Annotated in this window: 17 protein-coding genes; 9 read left to right on the top strand and 8 right to left on the bottom strand. The window is 71.7% G+C overall.

Annotated features, from left to right (window positions below):
• Positions 1–53: 53 nt before the first annotated feature.
• From BIV25_RS04615 to BIV25_RS04600, 4 genes are all read right to left on the bottom strand, one after another.
• Positions 54–1,976, bottom strand: coding sequence for a TerD family protein (locus BIV25_RS04615; RefSeq protein ID WP_071370830.1), 1,923 nt, complete (start codon positions 1,974–1,976; stop codon positions 54–56).
• A gap of 47 nt (positions 1,977–2,023) precedes the next feature.
• Entirely contained in the window at positions 2,024–2,602 is a 579-nt protein-coding gene (locus BIV25_RS04610; RefSeq protein ID WP_071370829.1) for a TerD family protein, read from the bottom strand.
• Between the two features lie 158 nt (positions 2,603–2,760).
• The gene (uvrB, locus tag BIV25_RS04605; RefSeq protein WP_071370828.1) at positions 2,761–4,899 is read right to left on the bottom strand and encodes an excinuclease ABC subunit UvrB; all 2,139 of its coding nucleotides are present in this window, start codon (positions 4,897–4,899) and stop codon (positions 2,761–2,763) included.
• Between the two features lie 49 nt (positions 4,900–4,948).
• A complete protein-coding gene (locus BIV25_RS04600) occupies positions 4,949–5,806 on the bottom strand; it encodes an MHYT domain-containing protein (RefSeq protein WP_071370827.1) in 858 nt (285 codons plus the stop codon).
• A 280-nt stretch (positions 5,807–6,086) separates the two neighbouring features.
• Here BIV25_RS04600 and BIV25_RS04595 point away from each other — a divergent pair, with 280 nt between their 5' ends.
• Together BIV25_RS04595 and BIV25_RS04590 are read left to right on the top strand one after the other, a co-directional pair.
• Positions 6,087–6,962 carry a glycerophosphodiester phosphodiesterase family protein gene (locus BIV25_RS04595; RefSeq protein ID WP_071370826.1) on the top strand — a complete coding sequence of 292 codons (876 nt, stop codon included), beginning with the start codon at positions 6,087–6,089 and terminating at the stop codon, positions 6,960–6,962.
• 42 nt (positions 6,963–7,004) lie between these two features.
• Entirely contained in the window at positions 7,005–7,559 is a 555-nt protein-coding gene (locus BIV25_RS04590; RefSeq protein ID WP_071370825.1) for a methylated-DNA--[protein]-cysteine S-methyltransferase, read from the top strand.
• A 30-nt stretch (positions 7,560–7,589) separates the two neighbouring features.
• Here BIV25_RS04590 and BIV25_RS04585 read toward each other — a convergent pair whose 3' ends face one another.
• Positions 7,590–8,021 carry a VOC family protein gene (locus BIV25_RS04585; RefSeq protein ID WP_071370824.1) on the bottom strand — a complete coding sequence of 144 codons (432 nt, stop codon included), beginning with the start codon at positions 8,019–8,021 and terminating at the stop codon, positions 7,590–7,592.
• 108 nt (positions 8,022–8,129) lie between these two features.
• Between BIV25_RS04585 and BIV25_RS04580 the strand changes: the two genes are divergently transcribed.
• Positions 8,130–9,035: a pseudouridine-5'-phosphate glycosidase gene (locus tag BIV25_RS04580; RefSeq protein WP_071370985.1), complete on the top strand. Its 906-nt coding sequence runs from the start codon at positions 8,130–8,132 to the stop codon at positions 9,033–9,035.
• Positions 9,032–9,955 (top strand): carbohydrate kinase family protein, encoded by a 924-nt coding sequence (locus BIV25_RS04575; RefSeq protein WP_256255578.1) that lies wholly within the window; start codon positions 9,032–9,034, stop codon positions 9,953–9,955. Before BIV25_RS04580 ends, BIV25_RS04575 begins: the two co-directional genes overlap by 4 nt.
• A gap of 594 nt (positions 9,956–10,549) precedes the next feature.
• On the opposite strand, the gene BIV25_RS04570 is transcribed toward BIV25_RS04575, so the two are convergent.
• The gene (locus tag BIV25_RS04570; protein WP_071370823.1) at positions 10,550–11,344 is read right to left on the bottom strand and encodes a class I SAM-dependent methyltransferase; all 795 of its coding nucleotides are present in this window, start codon (positions 11,342–11,344) and stop codon (positions 10,550–10,552) included.
• 204 nt (positions 11,345–11,548) lie between these two features.
• Here BIV25_RS04570 and BIV25_RS04565 point away from each other — a divergent pair, with 204 nt between their 5' ends.
• The gene (locus BIV25_RS04565; RefSeq protein ID WP_071370822.1) at positions 11,549–12,676 is read left to right on the top strand and encodes a magnesium and cobalt transport protein CorA; all 1,128 of its coding nucleotides are present in this window, start codon (positions 11,549–11,551) and stop codon (positions 12,674–12,676) included.
• Positions 12,677–12,725: 49 nt separating this feature from the next.
• Here the strand turns inward: BIV25_RS04565 and BIV25_RS04560 are convergent, their stop codons facing one another.
• Together BIV25_RS04560 and BIV25_RS04555 are read right to left on the bottom strand one after the other, a co-directional pair.
• Entirely contained in the window at positions 12,726–13,367 is a 642-nt protein-coding gene (locus BIV25_RS04560) for a uridine kinase (RefSeq protein ID WP_177235154.1), read from the bottom strand.
• A 150-nt stretch (positions 13,368–13,517) separates the two neighbouring features.
• The gene (locus BIV25_RS04555) at positions 13,518–13,841 is read right to left on the bottom strand and encodes a helix-turn-helix domain-containing protein (RefSeq protein ID WP_256255577.1); all 324 of its coding nucleotides are present in this window, start codon (positions 13,839–13,841) and stop codon (positions 13,518–13,520) included.
• 332 nt (positions 13,842–14,173) lie between these two features.
• On the opposite strand from BIV25_RS04555, the gene BIV25_RS04550 reads away from it, so the two are divergent.
• The 4 genes from BIV25_RS04550 to BIV25_RS04535 all read left to right on the top strand — a co-directional run bounded on the left by BIV25_RS04550 (position 14,174) and on the right by BIV25_RS04535 (position 17,979).
• Positions 14,174–14,890 (top strand): NAD(P)-dependent oxidoreductase, encoded by a 717-nt coding sequence (locus BIV25_RS04550; RefSeq protein ID WP_256255576.1) that lies wholly within the window; start codon positions 14,174–14,176, stop codon positions 14,888–14,890.
• A gap of 62 nt (positions 14,891–14,952) precedes the next feature.
• Positions 14,953–15,654, top strand: a complete 702-nt coding sequence (locus BIV25_RS04545; RefSeq protein WP_071370820.1) for a DUF2293 domain-containing protein — start codon at positions 14,953–14,955, stop codon at positions 15,652–15,654.
• Between the two features lie 161 nt (positions 15,655–15,815).
• Complete coding sequence (locus BIV25_RS04540) at positions 15,816–16,295, top strand: DUF1772 domain-containing protein (protein ID WP_071370983.1); 480 nt, start codon at positions 15,816–15,818, stop codon at positions 16,293–16,295.
• A 196-nt stretch (positions 16,296–16,491) separates the two neighbouring features.
• Entirely contained in the window at positions 16,492–17,979 is a 1,488-nt protein-coding gene (locus tag BIV25_RS04535) for a glutamate synthase subunit beta (protein ID WP_071370982.1), read from the top strand.
• Positions 17,980–18,192: the final 213 nt, after the last annotated feature.

Genomic DNA, 18,192 nt, shown 5'->3' with positions numbered 1-18,192 from the left:
GAAAGGTAAAGTGAAAGGAAAAATAAAGACCATGTTCGCTGGTCAGGGCCACTTTACTTGTACTTGCCCCTGGCCTTGGCCGCCTCGGCGAGCACATGCTGCACGATCTGACTGCCGGCCGGTACAAGCGAGGGTTCGTAGGTCCAGGCGTGCCCTACCCACGGGTCGGCGAGATGGTCGTCGGCCACGGGCGTGAGTCGCATCAGCGAACGCCACAGCGGATCGAGCAACGGGCCGTAGGCGGCGGCGTCCTCACGGTCCGCCACCAGCAGCAGGTGCACGCCGACGGCGGGCCCCTCGTCGGCGAGGTAGCGCAGCCGGGTCACCGCACGCTCGTCGAAGCCGTGTGGGAAGTCGTTGACGATCAGCAGCTGCTGCGCGGTGTCGACGTCGGGCGGCAGTGACTCGGGCGTACCACCGCGCACCGCCATCTGCATCAGGTCCACCCGACGGGTGAGCCTCTCCAGTACCTCCGTGACACCCGCCGCCCCGGTCGCGGGCGGCTCGGCGAGCGCCCCGGTCCGGGTCAGCACGCCGAGCCCCGCCGCCCCGGCACCGGCCGGGTCGATGACCTGGAGGGCGAAGTCCCCCGGCGGATGCACGGCGAGCAGCCGCGCGGCGAGCGCGACCGCCGCCTCCATGGCCAGGTGCCTCAGCTCGACGGGGTCCGGGAAGCCGTCGACGTTCGCCGCGCCGCTGTCGAGCCACAGGCCGCGCTCCAGCGGCAGTCTGACCAGCATGGGAATGCGCAGCGGCCCGCTCTCCGGCAGGTGGAGATCGCCCAGCCGCAGAGCCATCGGAGGCTCGTCGGGCACCCGGTAGCCGTGCCAGACGGGGTTGTCCCAGCCGGCGTACGCGGGCGGAAGCGCGGGCTCCACCACATCGGACTCGGCGGAGAGCTGGGCGAGGTCGCGGTCGAGGACCGCGCGAGCCTGGTCGATCAGCTGCGTCCGGCGGGCGTGGGCGGCTTCGCGCGCGGTGTCGCCCGCCGCGCCCAGCCGGCTGCCGGGGTCGGCCAGCACCTGGTCCAGTTCCTTCTCCAGACGGGAGTCGGCGAACTCGACGACGCTGCGGTACGCGGCCGTGGTGCGGGCCAGGTCCTCGAACATACCCCAGACCTGGTTGTACAGCCGCTCCTCCATCGACCAGCCCACGGCGTCCCCCGCGACCGGCTGCGCGGGTCGGTCGTCGGTGGCGGCAGCCGCCACGGACACCAGCGGCTGCGGGGTGCCGAGCGGGCGGCGGCGCGGGTGCGTGTAGTCCACCGGGGTGCCGGGCGCCTGGGCGTCGTACGGGTTCTGCACCTCGTACGGGCTCTGGGCGTCGTACGACGGTGCGGGTTCCGGGAGTTGGGGTGCGTACGAATGTGTCGGCGTCCCCTGGCCGGGGGTGGGGGTGGGGGTGGGTGCCGGCAGGGGTGCAACAGAGGCGGGCGCCGTCGTCCGCTGGATGGTGGCGACCAGGTCCGCGGACTCCGGCAGGCCCTGGTCGGCCAGGAGTGCGGGAAGGCCGGCCGCGTAGCCCTGGCCCATCGCGCGGACCTTCCAGGCGCCCTGTCTGCGGTACAGCTCCAGGGCGACCACGGCCGTCTCGGTGTCCAGGCCGGTCAGGGTGTAGCTGACGAGTTCGGTGCCGTCGGGGCCGTCGACCGTGGTGTGCGGGGCGGCGACGGCACCGAACCGGAGCGGGCGGACGGGCCCGGTGGGCAACGCGAGGAACACACCGACGCGGTGCACGGCCTCGGGCAGGGCGCCCAGGTCGACGGCCAGCCGGTGTTCGGCGGCAGTCTGTCGGGGCACCTCGACGCCGGGCAAGGCTGGGGCGCCGGGATGGGCCACCCACTGGGGGCCGGGCACCGTGCCGTTCTCGTCGCCGAGCGTGGCTCCGGCCAGGACCGGTACCCCAGCCGAGATCCGGACCGTCAGCCGGATCTGGGACAGCGGGTGGTTCTGCCCCCGCACCAGCTCGGCCGTCATCGCCGTGCCCCCCTGTGTCGTTGTGTCGTGCGCGTTGCCGGTCGGGCCTACAGGTGCGGCAGGATCGACGGCATCAGGTCCTGGAAGGTCCGGCCGTTGGCCGGGGACCCCAGAGCGGTCATCGTCCAGCCCGGGCCCGCGCGGTGCACCTTCGCCATGATCTGAGCGGTGTAGTCGCCGCCGCCGTCCAGCGTGTAGCGGGCGAGTTCCTGGCCGTTGGTCTCGTCCACGAGGCGGCAGAACGCGTTCTGCACTTCCTGGAAGGTCTGGCCCGTGAAGGAGTTCACGGTGAAGACGATCTGGTCGATGTGGACCGGAACACGCTGGAGGTCCACCAGGATCGACTCGTCGTCCCCGCCCTGGCCGGCACCGCCGACGAGGTTGTCGCCGGTGTGGCGGACGGAGCCGTCGTCGCTCACCAGGTGGCGGAAGAAGACGACGTCGACCGGCTGCTTCTCGGCGAAGAGCACCGCCGAGGCGTCGAGGTCGATCTCCCGGGTGCGGGAGCCGAAGAGACCACGCCGCTTCGCCGCCTGCCAGCCGAGCCCCATGCGGACCGCGGTCAGGGTGGCCCCGTCCTTCTTCTCCAGGCTGATGGCCTGACCCTTGCTCAAGTTGACGGACACCGCTGATTTCCCCTCTCGATGGTCCCCTGTTGCCGCGCAATGCGCGGTTGACCAAAACCCTACGCAGGCGCACCGACAGTGCCGAACCCCGGCCCGCGCTTTGTGTCGGTGTTGCAACACTTGGCGCGTATGCCGAGGTCCGGCAGGGTGTCACGGGCTCAGGCGAGCCCGGCCTCCCGCATCTGGCGCAGTTCCTTCTTCATCTCCGAGACCTCGTCCCGCAGCCGGGCCGCGATCTCGAACTGGAGCTCCGCGGCGGCGGCGCGCATCCTCTCGGTCATCTCCTCGATCTGCTCGGCGAGTTCGGCCGCCGGACGGTCCGTGGGCACCGCCTGACCCTTGGCCGCCTTGCCGGCCTTCGCGCCCTTGGCCGCCTTGTCGCCCAGTGACGGGACGGGTGCCTTGGCGCCCTTGCCGTCCTTGGACTTGCGATAACCGCTGCCGAGGAGCTGCTCGGTGTCGACCTCCTCGCGGGCGATCTGCGCGACGATGTCGTTGATCTTCTTGCGCAGCGGCTGCGGGTCGATGCCGTTGGCCTTGTTGTAGGCAATCTGCTTGTCCCGGCGGCGGTTGGTCTCCTCGATGGCCTTCTCCATCGCCGGGGTGATCTTGTCGGCGTACATGTGGACCTGGCCGGAGACGTTGCGCGCCGCGCGGCCGATGGTCTGGATCAGCGAGGTGCCGGAGCGCAGGAAGCCCTCCTTGTCGGCGTCCAGGATCGCCACCAGGGACACCTCCGGCAGGTCGAGGCCCTCGCGCAGCAGGTTGATGCCGACCAGGACGTCGAACTCGCCGGCGCGCAGCTCGCGCAGCAGCTCGACGCGGCGCAGCGTGTCGACGTCGCTGTGCAGATAGCGGACCTGGATGCCCAGTTCGAGGAAGTAGTCGGTGAGGTCCTCGGCCATCTTCTTGGTGAGTGTGGTGACGAGGACACGCTCGTCCTTCTCGGTGCGCTTGCGGATCTCGTGCACCAGGTCGTCGATCTGGCCCTCGGTGGGCTTGACGACGACCTCCGGGTCGACGAGGCCCGTGGGGCGGATGATCTGCTCGACCGCACCGTCGGAACGCGACAGCTCGTACGCGCCCGGGGTGGCCGACAGGTAGACGGTCTGGCCGATGCGCTCCTGGAACTCCTCCCACTTCAGAGGGCGGTTGTCCAGCGCGGACGGCAGACGGAAGCCGTGGTCCACCAGGGTGCGCTTGCGGGAGGCGTCACCCTCGTACATGGCGCCGATCTGCGGGACGGTGACGTGCGACTCGTCGATGACGAGCAGGAAGTCGTCCGGGAAGTAGTCGAGCAGGGTGTTCGGCGGGGAGCCGGGCAGGCGGCCGTCGAAGTGCATGGAGTAGTTCTCCACGCCGGAACAGGTGCCGATCTGGCGGAGCATCTCGATGTCGTACGTGGTGCGCATCCGCAGGCGCTGGGCCTCCAGGAGCTTGCCCTGCTTCTCCAGCTCGGCGAGGCGCTCCCCCAGCTCCTTCTCGATGTCGTTGACGGCCCGCTCCATGCGCTCGGGGCCGGCGACGTAGTGGGAGGCGGGGAAGACGTACAGCTGCTGGTCGTCGCTGATGATCTCGCCGGTCAGCGGGTGCAGCGTGGACAGCGCCTCGATCTCGTCGCCGAACATCCCGATGCGGACGGCCAGCTCCTCGTAGACCGGGAAGATCTCGATGGTGTCGCCGCGGACCCGGAAGGTGCCGCGGCTGAAGGCCATGTCGTTGCGCGTGTACTGGATGTCGACGAAGCGGCGCAGCAGCTCGTCCCGGTCGATCTCGTCGCCGACCCGGAGGGGGACCATCCGGTCCACGTACTCCTGCGGCGTACCGAGGCCGTAGATGCAGGAGACCGAGGCGACCACGATGACGTCACGCCGCGTGAGCAGTGAGTTCGTGGCCGAGTGGCGCAGGCGCTCGACCTCCTCGTTGATCGAGGAGTCCTTCTCGATGTAGGTGTCCGACTGCGGGACGTAGGCCTCGGGCTGGTAGTAGTCGTAGTACGAGACGAAGTATTCGACCGCGTTGTTCGGCAGGAGTTCGCGGAACTCGTTGGCCAGCTGGGCGGCCAGGGTCTTGTTCGGCGCCATCACGAGCGTGGGGCGCTGGAGTTTCTCGATCATCCACGCCGTGGTGGCGGACTTGCCGGTGCCGGTCGCGCCCAGCAGGACGACGTCCTTCTCACCTGCCTCGATGCGCTTGGCCAGCTCGGCGATGGCCGCCGGCTGGTCGCCGCTGGGCTGGTAGGGGCTGACGACCTCGAAGGGCGCCACCGTGCGTTCGATGTGGGAAACGGGCCGCATGCCATCCACCGTACGACCCCGCACTGACAACGGGTCCCGATCAGCGGTTCTACCGCGTCCGGGAGCCGTGGTGCTCGGGTCGGCGTCCCTCGTGGAGCGCGGGCCGGCGGTCCAGGTGGGAGGCGACGGCGGCGGCCGGGACGCCCGGTTTGTGCTCGACGGGCGTACGGACGGGCCGGCCCATGACCATCATCGGGTCGAAGACCACGACCACCGCCGCGAGGAGCAGGAACGCGAGCGGGCCGATCAGCATGGGCGCGAGCACGGACGGCTCCGGCGCGCCGCCGACGGCGTGGGAGTGGCCGTCGAGGTGGACCGCCAGGGCTGCCATGCCCATGTAGTGCATGCCGCTGACCGCGAGCCCCATGACGAGGCTCGCTCCCACGCTCCACAGGAAGCCACGCACGCGTCCGGCAGCCCACAGGGCGGCGGTGGCGGCCACGACCGCTATGGCGACGGAGGCCACGACCGTGACAGTGTTGTACGTGAACCGGCCGTGGAAGCGGACGCCGGCCATGCCCAGGTAGTGCATGGAGGCGACGCCCAGACCGGTGATCGTGCCGCCGGTGAACAGCGCGGCGCCGGTGGCTCCGCGGTAGCCGACGATGAAGATACCGACGCCGACCATGACGATCGCGAGGCCGAGGCTCGCGTAGGTCATCGGCTTGTCGTAGTGGATCGGCGACTCTTTGATGGCGAAGCCCATCATGGCGACGAAGTGCATGGTCCATATGCCGGAGCCGATCGCGGCGGAGCCGAGGGCCAGCCAGGCGGGTCGCCGGGAGTGCGAGACCAGCAGCGCGCGTGTGGTGCAGCGCAGACCGAGGGCACCGCCCAGGCAGGCCATCAGATAGGCCACCACCGGGGTGACGGCCCCGTAGCTGAATCCGTCGACCGTGCCTTGCATCCGCGGCTGCCCTTCCGCCCTCTTACGTCCTGGAATACCTGAAACGTTCCCCCGGCCCCAGGACCGCGCGGGCGGTCAGGGTTGTCGCAGAGAGTATGACCCCCACCGGAATGGTCGAACGATTTTCCGGCAAAGAAACACGGCGTTGCCGCACTTGTGCGGTATCCGTGAGCGGACTTGGACGTTTGTCCGCGTTGTGCGCTTCTCGTGCGCCCGGTGCCATCGGTGGTCTGCTGTCACTCTTGTGACAGTCGGTATCAACTCGACGCGAGGAGTCTGTATGCACGCGCGCGTAGTGGCCACCACCACCGCTGCCGCGATCCTGGGGATCGCGACGGTCCTGCTGATCACCACCCCCGACGCCCGGGCCGGCGGTTCCGGCGAGCCGACGGTGATCGGTCACCGGGGCGCCGCCGCCTACGCTCCCGAGAACACACTCCCCTCGATCGACAAGGCCGCGAAGCTGGGTGTCACCTGGGTCGAGAACGACGTCCAGCGCACCAAGGACGGCGAGCTGGTCGTCATCCACGACGACAGCCTGAAGCGCACGACCGACGTCGAGCAGGTCTTCCCCGGGCGGGCGCCGTGGAAGGTGAAGGACTTCACCGCGGCCGAGATCGCCCGGCTGGACGCGGGCAGCTGGTACTCCCCCGCCTACGCGGGCACACGCGTGCCGACGCTCGCGCAGTACATGCGCCGGATCGAGCACAACCACGAGAAACTGCTCCTGGAGATCAAGAACCCCGAGCTGTACCCGGGCATCGAGCAGCAGACGCTGAAGCTCCTCGGCAATGAGGGCTGGCTGGAGGGGAGCCATCTGAAGCGGCTGATCGTGCAGAGCTTCAGCGCCGACAGCATCCGGACCGTCCACGAGCTGAAGCCTGCGGTCACCACGGCGCTGCTCGGCTCGCCCAAGGCGCGGCAGCTGCGCCAGGACGCGTGCTTCGCCGATCTCATCAATCCCTCGTACGGGTCGCTCTCGCGCAACTACGTCGCAGCCGTGCACACGTTCAGGGGGCCGCACGGCAGGAGGCTCGGGGTGCTGGCCTGGACGGTGGACGACGCGGCCGACGCCCGCACGGCCGCGCAGTACGGTGTCGACGGGATCATCACCAACAAGGTCGACGTGGTACGCGCGGCGCTGGGCTCGCACTGAGCCGGGGCGGGCGTTGTCAGTGGCGGGCCGTACGGTGGTCGCATGGACAGCGAACGGCAGGATGAGCAGCGCGTCGTATGGGCCGTCGTCGGCAGCGACATCGGCCCGCTGATGCTGGCCGCGACCCGTGACGGCCTGGTCAACGTCGTCTTCCACGCCACGGACGCGGTGCGCGACCGGGCGCTGGAGCGGCTGGCGTCCCGGTTCGGTGCCGCACCCGTCGAGGACCCGGACGCGCCGCCGCTCACCGAGGCCATACGCCAGTTGCGCGCGTACTTCGCGGGCGAGCGGCACGACTTCGACCTGCCGCTGGACTGGTCGCTGATCTCCGGCTTCAACCGCCAGGTACTGCGCGAGCTGGCCTCCGGGGTGCCGTACGGCACGGTGGTGGGGTACGGCGATCTCGCGGGGCGGGTCGGGCAGCCCGGCGGGGCGCAGGCGGTCGGCGCGGCCATGGGCGCCAATCCACTGCCGGTGGTCGTGCCGTGCCACCGGGTGGTGGAGAGCGACGGCGGTATCGGAGGCTTCGGGGGCGGGCTGGAGACCAAGCGGAAGCTGCTCGCCCTGGAGGGCGTGCTGCCCGAGCCGCTGTTCTGACCACTCGCGGTCGCCGCTCGCCCCGCCTCGCTACGCGTCGTAGTGCCGGGCCTCGAAGACATTGCCGTCGGGGTCCCGGAAGTAGAACGAACGCGGGGCGCTGCCGCGGGCGCCGAAGGAGTCGTGGCCGATGTCGGACAGGGGGACGCCGTAGCGCTCCAGCCGGGCGCGCAGGGCCTCGAAGGCGTCGGCCGGCAGGGACAGGCAGACGTGGTTGACCGGATGGCCCGCGCTGTCGGCCGCGCCGGGCAGCATCTTCATGCGGTCCGCCAAGGTGTGCGGGGCAAGGTCGAAAATGGTCTCCTCATTGACGCGCACCGAGGGGAACGGCACCTTCCCCTCGACGAACTCGGTGAGTCTGACGGGCTCCAGACCGACGGCCTCGGTGTAGAAGCGGGCCGCGGCCACCGGATCGGCCACCCACAGGACGACATGGTCCAGACGCATGCTGTTCTTCGTCATGCGCTCCAGGCTGGTGGCGTCTCCCACAGGCCGCAAGCGTTTAGGCGCGCCCGGCGCCCGCCAGAGATCCAGGTACGAAAAGCCGACGGACAGGAGGCGATGCGCGTGGTGCTCGTGGTGTCGGAAGAGGTCCGGGAAGCGATCGACGCGCGGCGGCCGGTGGTGGCCCTGGAGTCCACGATCATCGCGCACGGCCTGCCCCGTCCACGCAATCTGCACGTGGCGCGGGAGCTGGAGGACGCGGTGCGGCGGGAGGGCGCCGTCCCGGCGACCATCGCCGTCCTGGACGGACGCCCGCATATCGGGCTGGACAAGGAGCAGCTGGAGCGCGTCGCGAACGAGGACGGCATCCGCAAGCTGGGCCACCGCGACCTGCCACTCGCGGTGGCCGCGCGGGTGAGCGGGGCGACCACGGTGTCGGCCACGGCCCAGCTGGCCGCGCTCGCGGGCATCCGGGTGTTCGCCACGGGCGGGCTGGGCGGTGTGCACCGGGAGTGGACGGTGACACAGGACGAATCAGCCGACCTGGGGCTGCTGGCGCGCACGAGGATCACGGTGGTCTGCGCGGGCGTGAAGTCGATCCTGGACGTGCCGGCGACGCTCCAGCGGCTGGAGACCCTCGGCGTGGCCGTGGCGGGCTACGGCACGGACCACTTCCCCGGCTTCTACCTCGCCGACTCGGGGCATCCCGTCGACTGGACCCTCGGCGGTCCGGACGAGGTCGCCGAGGTCATGCGGGCCCAGGACGCGCTGGGCGGCGTGGAGTCGGCTCTGATCGTCGCCAACCCCGTCCCGGAGGCGGAACAGCTCGATCCCGAGCTGCACGCGCGCGTGCTCGCCGACGCGCTGCGGGCGTGCACGGAGCAGGGCGTCAGCGGGCAGGCGGTGACACCGTTCCTCCTGGACTACCTGGTCCGGCACACGGACGGCGCGTCCCTGAGCGCCAATCTGGCGGCCGTGCGCGGCAACGTACGGCTGGCGGCGCGGATCGCCACGTCCTGGACCAGGGAGTGACCACGCGCCGGGACGGGGCCCTGCTGGTCGTCGGGGACGTGATCACGGATGTGGTCGCCCGGCACCGGGGGCCGCTCGCGGCCAGCACCGACACGGTCGCGTCGATCCGTACGCTGCCCGGCGGGGCGGGCGCGAACGTGGCCTGCTGGGCCGCCCACGCGGGCTGTGCGGACGTACGGCTGCTGGGACGGGTGGGCGCGGACACGGCCGTGTGGCACGAGCGGGAGCTGCTCGCCGCCGGTGTGCAGCCCCGGCTCGTGGTCGATCCGGAGGCGGCGAGCGGAACGGTGATCTGTCTCGTCGACACGGGGGCGGCGGCCGAGCGCACGTTTCTCACGGACAGCGGGGCTTCTCTGCGGCTCGAACCCGACGACTGGTCCGACGCGTTGCTCGACGGGGTCGCCCGGCTGCATCTGTCGGGCTATCTGCTGTTCACGGAGCCGAGCCGGGCCCTGGCACGTACCGCACTCACGGCGGCACGCGCGCGTGGAGTGCCCGTCAGTCTGGATCCGGCCTCCGTCGGCTTCCTGACACGGCTGGGCGCGGACCGGTTCCTCGCGTTCGCCGAGGGACTGGACGTGTTGCTGCCCAGCCGGGACGAGGCACGCCTGCTGACCGGCCTGCCGGATCCGGCGGACGCGGCGGCCAAGCTGAGCCGTGTGGTGCCGCTGGTGGTGGTCAAGGCGGGCGCGGACGGGGCCCTGGTGGCCCGTTCCGGCACCGCGCCGACGCGTACCACCGCGACACCGTCGGTCCCCCGGGACACCACAGGGGCCGGCGACGCCTTCACCGGCGCGTTCCTCGCCGCCCTGCTCGCGGGCGCGGACCCGCAGGAGGCGGCGGCCCAGGGCTGCCGGGCGGGCGCGCAGGCGGTGAACCGGGTGGGGGCCAGACCGCCGATGCCGGGGAGCGGCGCGTAGACGTCGGACAGGCGGCGGGGTACGGCGGGGGTACGGCGACGGGCCGTCTCAAGGGCCACCGGCCACGGCGCATGTTCGGTCGACTGTGACGGTAGCCGGGCTCTGCGCGCTCCCGGACCACCGCGGCAAGTACGGGGAACGGGTCCGGGGGGCAGCGCATGCCGGATGGCTGCGGCGCGATGCCGGGCGGCGTGCACGACCAGGCGGCACGACCGCGCGACGCGCATGGCCGGGCGGCGTAGTGAAGTGCCGCGGATGGCCCAGCCGGTGGCGCCCGACCGGTGCGACGAAGGCTCGGACGGCCACGGGCACGCTATGCCGGTGCCATGCGCGCTCGGCAGGGCCCCGATGCCGCGAACGCCCGGACAAGCGCCGGCGGACGCCGGTTGCGAGACCTACGGACGGCTCGGGGCCTGATCGATCGCCAACGGTGACCGCTCGGCGGACGGCGGACGGCGGACGGCGGACGGCGGACGGCGGACGGCGGACGGCGGACGGCGGACGGCCCAGGATCCGTCCGCCCGGCCGCAGCTGTCGTGGCGGCCCGGGCCGCATGGTCGGCCGCGTCCCCTACGCCTTGCCCCGCACCGTCCCCTACGCCTTCCTTCCCCACACCGAGATCATCGGTGCGGTGGCCAGGTCCATGGAGCCGGTCTCGACGTTGGCCAAGTGCTGGTCGATCTCCTCGTCGGTGGCGAGTCCGGCCGCGACGAGGCGGCTGCGGATCTGACGGACCGTCGCAGCCTCCAGCGCGGTGCAGGCGGGCGAGGTCATCGGGAAGTAGGCGTCGGCCGTCACCTCACCGAGCCCTGCCTCGCGGAGCAGGCGCGGAAGCTTGCGGCCGTACGAGAGGTCGGCGCCCCGTTCGGCGAGAAGCTTACGGAAGCCCTGGCGCAGCCGGTTGGCGAGCCGCTGCTCGGGGCCGTACTCGTCGGGGCAGATCAGGGGCTGGAGGGCAGGGTCCGCGTCCTCGATCAGCAGCAGGCCGCCGGGGCGCAGCGCCTGGATCATGGATCGCAACGCCCTTTCCCGGTCCGGGACATGGACGAGCACGAGCCGGGCGTGGACCAGGTCGAAGCCTTCGGCCGGCGGTTCCTCGGTGCCCACGTCGTGGACGCGGACCTCGACCGGCGGGTGGGCCGCGGCGGCGATCAGCGAGGTGTCGATGTCGGTGGCGACGACCTTGCCGGCCGGGCCGACCTTCTCGGCGAGCCAGGACACCACGGAGGTGCCGCCGGCCCCGACTTCCCAGCAGCGCCATCCCGGTCCGACGCCCAGACCCTCGATGTGCCGGAACGTCGTGGGGTCGAAGAGCGTGGCGAAGGCGTCGAACCGCTGTCCCGCCTCGTTCTGTCGGTTGTCCAGAAGGTACCCGTCGGATCGCGTCATGTGTGGATCATCCCACCCGGCTTGTCCGGATCCGCCCACGCTCCGAGCGCGGGAGACCCGCGGAACCGGCCCTTTGTCCACAGACGGGAACCAAGCGGAACCTTGTGTTCCCACAGGCTTACCCGCGTTTTGCCCTTGCCTGGCAAACTGCTCGGGCAAGGCGCGAAAAGCGTTACGCGAGGAGATCCGAGCGAGGAGACCCAGATGTCCATGGCAGGGAATCTGCGCAAGGTCACGGGACTGGGCAAAGCCGCCGGCCTGCGCAAGGTGGCGCGCCTGGCCCGGCGACAGCCGCGCGTGGACCTGAGCCATCCCGCCAGATCACCGCTGGGGTCCTCGGTGGTCAACTGCGTGACGTATCAGGACGGCGTGCGCGTGCCGACCTGCCACGACCTCGTGGACGCCGTGAAGATGGTACGCAAGACGGGCGAGGGCTTCGTCTGGCTGGGACTGCATGAGCCGACGGACGGTGAGTTCGCCGGGATCGCGGAGCTGTTCGACCTGCATCCGTTGGCGGTTGAGGACGCGGTCGAGGCCCATCAGCGCCCGAAGCTGGAGCATTACGGCAACACGCTCTTCGCGGTCTTCAAGACCGTCTGCTACGTCGAGCACGAACGGCTGACGGCGACCAGCGAAGTGGTGAACACCGGCGAGATCATGGTGTTCGTCGGCGAGGACTTCGTCATCACGGTGCGGCACGGCCGGCACGGCTCACTGGGCCCGCTGCGCGAGGAGCTGGAGGCACATCCGCACCAGCTGTCGAAGGGGCCGGCGGCGGTGCTGCACGCCATCGCCGACCTTGTCGTGGACGACTATCTGAGCGTCACGGACGCGGTGCAGGCCGACATCGACCAGGTCGAGACGGATGTGTTCTCGGAGAACGGCGCTCGGCTCGACCCCGGCCGCATCTATCAGATGAAGCGCGAACTGCTGGAGCTGAAGCGGGCGGTGGTGCCGCTGAGCCGCCCGGTGGAGGACCTGGCCACCCGGCCCATACGGGTCGTCCCGCCGGAGATACAGGCCTACTTCCGCGATGTGCTCGACCATCTGATCCGGGCCAAGGACCAGATCGCCGCCTTCGACGAGCTGCTCAACTCCATCCTGCAGGCGCACCTCGCGCAGGTGACCGTCGCGCAGAACGAGGACATGCGGAAGATCACTGCCTGGGCCGCGATCATCGCCGTTCCGACGATGGTGTGTGGTGTGTACGGCATGAACTTCGACCACATGCCCGAGTTGCACTGGCAGTTCGGATATCCGCTGGCCATGGCCGTCATGGCGGGGGCGTGTGTGGTGCTGTACCGGGGCTTCCGGCGCAACGGCTGGCTCTGACCGGCAACAGGCAGCGACCAGCGGCGGGCGGAGAGAACAGCGGGGCGGATCAGCCGCTCCAGGCGGGATGGCGCGGATCGTCGGCGCGCACCAGGACGTCCGCCGTGCCGGCGGGATCCGTCTCGGAGGCGTAGCGCTCGAAGGCGGGCAGCGTCCAGTGGTCGGCTTCCGGGGTACGGCGGCGCAGAGCGGCCGGGGAGAGGAGGAGGTGCACGGTCAGGTCGAAGGGGAACCAGTGGTGCAGCAGGAGGGGGCCGTGGAGCAACAGGATCCCGCCGGGCGGGAGTTGGACGTAGGTGCTGCGGGTGGCCCGGTCGGTGGCCGGGTCCCACAGGTCGGGCAGGACGCGCCCACTGCCTCCGGAGTCGAGCGGGCCGAAGACCTCGCGCCACAGGGCACCGGTGTCGAACCATCCGCCGAAGTACGACTCCGCGTCCCGCCGCCCGTGTTCGAGGCGCAGCGAGGCGGGCCGGAGGAAGCCCTCGGTGCCGACCACGAGCGAGGGCCGGCCGCGCACGCGCAGCGCCTCGCCGACGCGTTCGGCGAGGTCTCCGGGTCGGGCGGCCGGGGCCCCGTCGAAGCCGACGCGCGGCCAGGCACCTCCGTCGGCCGGCTCCAGCCCGGCCAGCCGGTCGGCCAGCAGGTCGGCGAGCCGGTCCCAGGTGATCGCTTCGAGTCGCACACGGCCCATGATGCCGGGTGGCCGAGAGCGAGACGGCAGTGCCTGCCCGGGGACGGAGCGCCTGCCGGGAACAGGGGGTGCTGCCGAGGACGGGGCGCCTGCCCGGGACCAGGATGCGCTGTGGTCGGTGGCTGGTCCGCCCTGTGGCGAGCGGCGGGTTCAGTCCTGGTCCGCGCCTGTGGTGGTGGCAGCAGCGGCTGCCTGTCGGGCCGCCAGGAGCGACGGGAGATGGGGCTCGCTCCAGGCGCGGGCCGCGTCGAGGAGCGGGATCAGGGTGCGCCCGAGGGAGGTGAGGGCGTAATCGACGCACGGGAGGTTCTCGTCGTAGGCGGTGCGGGTGATCGGGCCGTCGTGCTCCATGGCGCGCGTGGTCTCGCTGAGGACCTTGGGCGTGACGGACTTGAGCGGGACCCGCAGCTCGCCGAAACGGCGCGGGCCGTCCTGGAGGCAGCGGATCACCGTGCCGGCCCACTTGTCGCCCACGCGGACCGGCATCGCGGACGACGGACAGGGGGGAACATGTCGGGATCGAGAGGCGCGGGCCGTCCGGTGGCCGGCGCACCGGCGACGGGCCGCAGCGGGCCCACCGTCCCCCGAGACACCTCCGGCCTCCCGAGAGTCACGTCGGCTGCCCACCGAAGAGCATCGGCCGTCTCCCGCGACATGTCGGCCGTTCGCCAACGACCGTCGGTCGTCCTGCGGGGCGCGTCGGGCATGCACCGAGAGTAGCGCCGATACCGTTGAAGTAACCGGGGGTTCCGCTCTCTGACGTCCTGGTCTGGCACGAACAACCGGGCAGGACAAGGGGGTTGGGGATGAGTGGGATCGTGGTCCTCGGTGCCGGAGGCCGGGCCGGGCGGGCGGTGACGGCCGAGGCGCGGGCCCGGGGTCTGCCGGTGACGGCGGTGGTGCGGGAGCCGGCACGGCATCCGGATCTGGGTGCGCAGGGCGTGACGGTCGTGCGGGGCGATGTCCTGGACGCCGGGTCGGTCGCCGGGGTCGCTGCCGGGCATGTCGGTGCCGTGCACGCCGTTTCGCCGGCGGGCGGACCGGACGGCGGGGGCGACGCGGTGGACCCGGGGTTCTGCGTGCGGGCCGCCGACGCGCTGGTCGACGGGCTCGGCACGGCCGGGGTGGCGCGGCTCGTCGTGGTGGGGCTCGGGGCGAACCTGCTCGGCGCGGACGGGCGGATGGTGCTGGACGGCCCGGTGGCCTTCCCTGCGGCGCTGCGGCGCTTCGCGCCGGCGCGCACCGCCGGGCTGGACCGGCTGCGAAAGCGCGGGGACGGGCCCGTCGACCGGGTGGTGCTGACACCGGCCGGGTTCCTGGAGCAGAACGGGCCGCGGACGGGGCGGTACCGCGCCGGCGGGGAGCGGATGCGTCGTGGTGCGGGCGAGAGCAGGGCGATGGTGATGGTGATGGCGAGCCGTGGCTGTCGTACGCCGATCTCGCGGTGGCGGTGGCGGACGAGAGCGAGGCGCCCGTACGGCAACGTGCGCGGGTTTCGGTCTTCAACGTGCGGACTGGGATGAGGTAAGGAGGACGACGGGCAAGGACACGGAGTCAGGCGGCGGTGTCGGGGAAAGTACCGCGTATGGGCCTTCCCGCGATGCCAACTCCCCACTCCCCCGGGCGGCTTGTGGTCGTCCAGAGCACCAAGCGCAAGCGCTGTTCCGTCTGCCGGGGCGGGCCGCTGTCGCTGCTCGTGCTGGAGGACGGGGCACCGCGCTGCCTGGACTGCGCCGACCTCGGGCACCTGGTGTTCCTGCCGCGCGGTGACACGGCGCTGACCCGCAGATCGCGGGAGGAGAGCGCACTGTCGGCGGTGGTGGTGCGGTTCAACCGGCGCAGGAGTCGCTACGAGCGGCAGGGCGTGCTCGTGGAGGAAGAGGCGCTGGGCCGGGCCGAGGTCCGCTGTCTGGTGGACGCCGAGGCGCGGCGCCGGCGGCGGGCGCGGGACGCGCGGCGCAGGGCGGTGGAGGACGAGCGCTTCGTGGCGGCGTTCGCGGCCGAGATCCTCCGGCTGTTCCCGGACTGCCCGGCCGAGCGGGCCCGGGGCGTCGCGGCGCACGCGTCCGTGCGGGGCAGCGGGCGGGTCGGGCGCAGTGCGGCCGGGCGGGCGCTGACGGAGGGGGCGGTGATCTCGGCGGTCGTGGCGGCGGTGCGGCACGTGGACACGCCGTACGACCAGTTGCTGATGAGCGGGGTGCCGCGGTACGAGGCGCGGCGCCGGATCGCCCCGGCCGTGGAGGCGGTGCTGCGGGCGTGGCAGGGCGCGGGGGCTGACGTCGGATGAGCGGGAGAAGAGAGGAGGGAGCGCGTTCGAGGGGAGACGCCTGCTTATGGACGCGGGGCGGTTCGGCCATGGTCGGTGCGCCGTCCTGGGCGTCGACTGGAGGTGATGGTGCTGCCGGGTCCGACCCGGTGGGCGGGACGAGACGGGATGAGGGCGTGAAGATGATCGTCGGGCCGTTCTTCGTGCTGGTCGTGGCGGGTGTTCTCGGCACCGGGCTGATGGCCGGGGTCTTCTGTGCCTTCTCGGTCTTCGTGATGCGGGGGCTCGCGGCGTTGCCGCCCGCGCAGGGGGTCGCCGCGATGAAGGCGATCAACATGGCCGCGGTGCGGCCTCCTTTCATGACGGTGTTCGGTGGCGCGGCGGTGCTGAGCGCGATGATCGCGGTGGTGACGTTCGTGGTGTGGCCGGGGGACGGGACCGTCGAGCTGCTGCTGGGCAGCGCGCTGTACCTGTTCGGCTCGTTCGGGCTGACGGTGGTCGCGAACGTGCCCCGCAACGACAGGCTGGCCCGGTTGACCCCGGGTGCGCCGGAGGCCGCGGTGTACTGGCCGGTGTACGTGCGCGAGTGGACGTTCTGGAACCACGTGCGCACCGTGACCTCCGCCGCGTCCGCCCTCGTCTACGTCCTGGCCCTCACCTGACCCGCCCCCACCCCCGGCCGCCCTCCGGCCCGCCCCGCCTCCGGCCCGCCCCGCCTCCGGCCGACCCGCCTGTCCCTCCCCCGGCCCGCCTCCGGGGGCGCGTGAGAAAGCGCTCTCCGCCGCTCTCCGTCGCTCTGCGCGGTGCACGGTACGGACGTATCGTGGCCGGAAGAGTGCCGGAAGAGTGGCGACGATCATGGCCGATCCCAAGGGTTTCATGACCACGCCGCGCCAGGAGTGGCCGCGGCGGCCCGTCGAGGAACGAGTGCGGGACTGGGACGAGGTCTATGTGCCGGGCGCACTGCTGCCCATCATCAGCAAGCAGGCCGACCGCTGCATGGACTGCGGCGTCCCCTTCTGTCACGACGCCTGCCCGCTGGGGAATCTGATCCCCGAGTGGAACGACCTGGTCTCGCGGGAGGACTGGCGGGCGGCGAGCGACCGGCTGCACGCGACGAACAACTTCCCCGAGTTCACCGGGCGGTTGTGCCCGGCACCGTGCGAGGCGGGGTGTGTGCTGGCGATCAACCAGCCGGCGGTGACCATCAAGAACGTCGAGTGCGCGATCGGCGACCGGGCCTGGGAGGAGGGGTTCGTCCCGGCACGGCCGCCGGAACGGCTGTCGGGGATGACGGTCGCCGTCATCGGTTCCGGGCCCACCGGGCTCGCGGCGGCGCAGCAGCTGACCCGGGCCGGGCACACGGTCGCGGTGTACGAGAGGGACGACCGGCTCGGCGGGCTGATGCGCTACGGCATCCCCGCGTTCAAGATGGAGAAGCACCATCTGGAGCGGCGTATCGGGCAGATGCGGGCCGAGGGGACCAAGTTCCGCACGTCGACGGTGGTCGGGCGGGACGTCGGGGCGGTGGAACTGTGCGGGCGGTACGACGCGGTCGTCGTCGCCACGGGAGCCACGGCGTGGCGGGAACTTCCGGTGCCGGGCCGGGCGTTGGACGGGATACACCAGGCGATGGAGTATCTGCCGCTGGCCAACCGGGTGTGCGAGGGGGATCTGGAGGTATCACCGCTGTCGGCGGCGGGGCGGCACGTGGTGATCGTCGGCGGCGGGGACACGGGTGCGGACTGTCTGGGTACCGCGGTGCGCGAGGGGGCCGCGTCCGTGACCCAGCTGGACATCTACGCGCAGCCGGATGCCGAGCGGGACGAGGACACCGAGCCGTGGCCGACGTACCCGAAGGTCTACCGGCTGTCGGCCGCGCACGAGGAGGCGCGGGATCTGCGTACGGCTCCCGCGGCGGACGCGGACGCGCGACTGTTCGCGGCGTCCACGCTCCACTTCGCCGGGGACGAGAGCGGGCGGGTGCGGTCGCTGCATCTGGTGGAGGTCGACGAGCGGCGGGAGCCGGTGGCGGGCACCGGGCGGACGCTCCCCGCCGACCTCGTGCTGCTCGCCCTCGGGTTCACCGGGCCGGACCAGGAGGACGGGATGATCGCGCAGTTGGGGCTGGCGCTCACTGCGCGCGGCACGATCGCCCGGGACGACGGCTTCGCGACCAACGTCCGCGGGGTCTTCGCCGCCGGGGACGCGGCACGCGGCCAGTCGCTCATCGTCTGGGCGATCGCGGAGGGCCGGGCGGTGGCGGCAGCCGTCGACCGCTATCTGACGGGTTCTTCGCGCCTGCCGGCGCCGGTCTCTCCGGGGGATCGGCCGATGAAGGTGTGATCCCCCGGAGACATCGGCGCGGGCAGGCGGTGTCGGACTGCCCGCCGGGATGGGCGTCGGGATGCGCGTCGGGATGCGCCGTCGTGGTGGACCGACGCGACGGCGGGCGTGTGGTCAGCCCTTGCGCTCGTGCGGTGCTGCCGCCGGGGTGAGGGACGGCAGTGCGGGCCGGTGCGAGGTGCGGGGGGTGCCTCTATGTCTTTCGTCAAGCGA

Source organism: Streptomyces sp. MUSC 14, assembly GCF_001866675.1.
GTDB lineage: Bacteria > Actinomycetota > Actinomycetes > Streptomycetales > Streptomycetaceae > Streptomyces.
Note: the sequence above shows the minus strand (reverse complement) of the source record. Positions and strands in the feature narration are given on the sequence as shown.

Coding starts and splice junctions, on each gene's coding strand:
- BIV25_RS04615 (WP_071370830.1), bottom strand. CDS start 1,976: ATGACGGCCGAGCTGGTGCGGGGGCAGAACCACCCGCTGTCCCAGATC.
- uvrB (WP_071370828.1), bottom strand. CDS start 4,899: ATGCGGCCCGTTTCCCACATCGAACGCACGGTGGCGCCCTTCGAGGTC.
- BIV25_RS04600 (WP_071370827.1), bottom strand. CDS start 5,806: ATGCAAGGCACGGTCGACGGATTCAGCTACGGGGCCGTCACCCCGGTG.
- BIV25_RS04595 (WP_071370826.1), top strand. CDS start 6,087: ATGCACGCGCGCGTAGTGGCCACCACCACCGCTGCCGCGATCCTGGGG.
- BIV25_RS04590 (WP_071370825.1), top strand. CDS start 7,005: ATGGACAGCGAACGGCAGGATGAGCAGCGCGTCGTATGGGCCGTCGTC.
- BIV25_RS04585 (WP_071370824.1), bottom strand. CDS start 8,021: ATGACGAAGAACAGCATGCGTCTGGACCATGTCGTCCTGTGGGTGGCC.
- BIV25_RS04570 (WP_071370823.1), bottom strand. CDS start 11,344: ATGACGCGATCCGACGGGTACCTTCTGGACAACCGACAGAACGAGGCG.
- BIV25_RS04565 (WP_071370822.1), top strand. CDS start 11,549: ATGTCCATGGCAGGGAATCTGCGCAAGGTCACGGGACTGGGCAAAGCC.
- BIV25_RS04560 (WP_177235154.1), bottom strand. CDS start 13,367: ATGGGCCGTGTGCGACTCGAAGCGATCACCTGGGACCGGCTCGCCGAC.
- BIV25_RS04550 (WP_256255576.1), top strand. CDS start 14,174: ATGAGTGGGATCGTGGTCCTCGGTGCCGGAGGCCGGGCCGGGCGGGCG.
- BIV25_RS04545 (WP_071370820.1), top strand. CDS start 14,953: ATGGGCCTTCCCGCGATGCCAACTCCCCACTCCCCCGGGCGGCTTGTG.
- BIV25_RS04540 (WP_071370983.1), top strand. CDS start 15,816: ATGATCGTCGGGCCGTTCTTCGTGCTGGTCGTGGCGGGTGTTCTCGGC.
- BIV25_RS04535 (WP_071370982.1), top strand. CDS start 16,492: ATGGCCGATCCCAAGGGTTTCATGACCACGCCGCGCCAGGAGTGGCCG.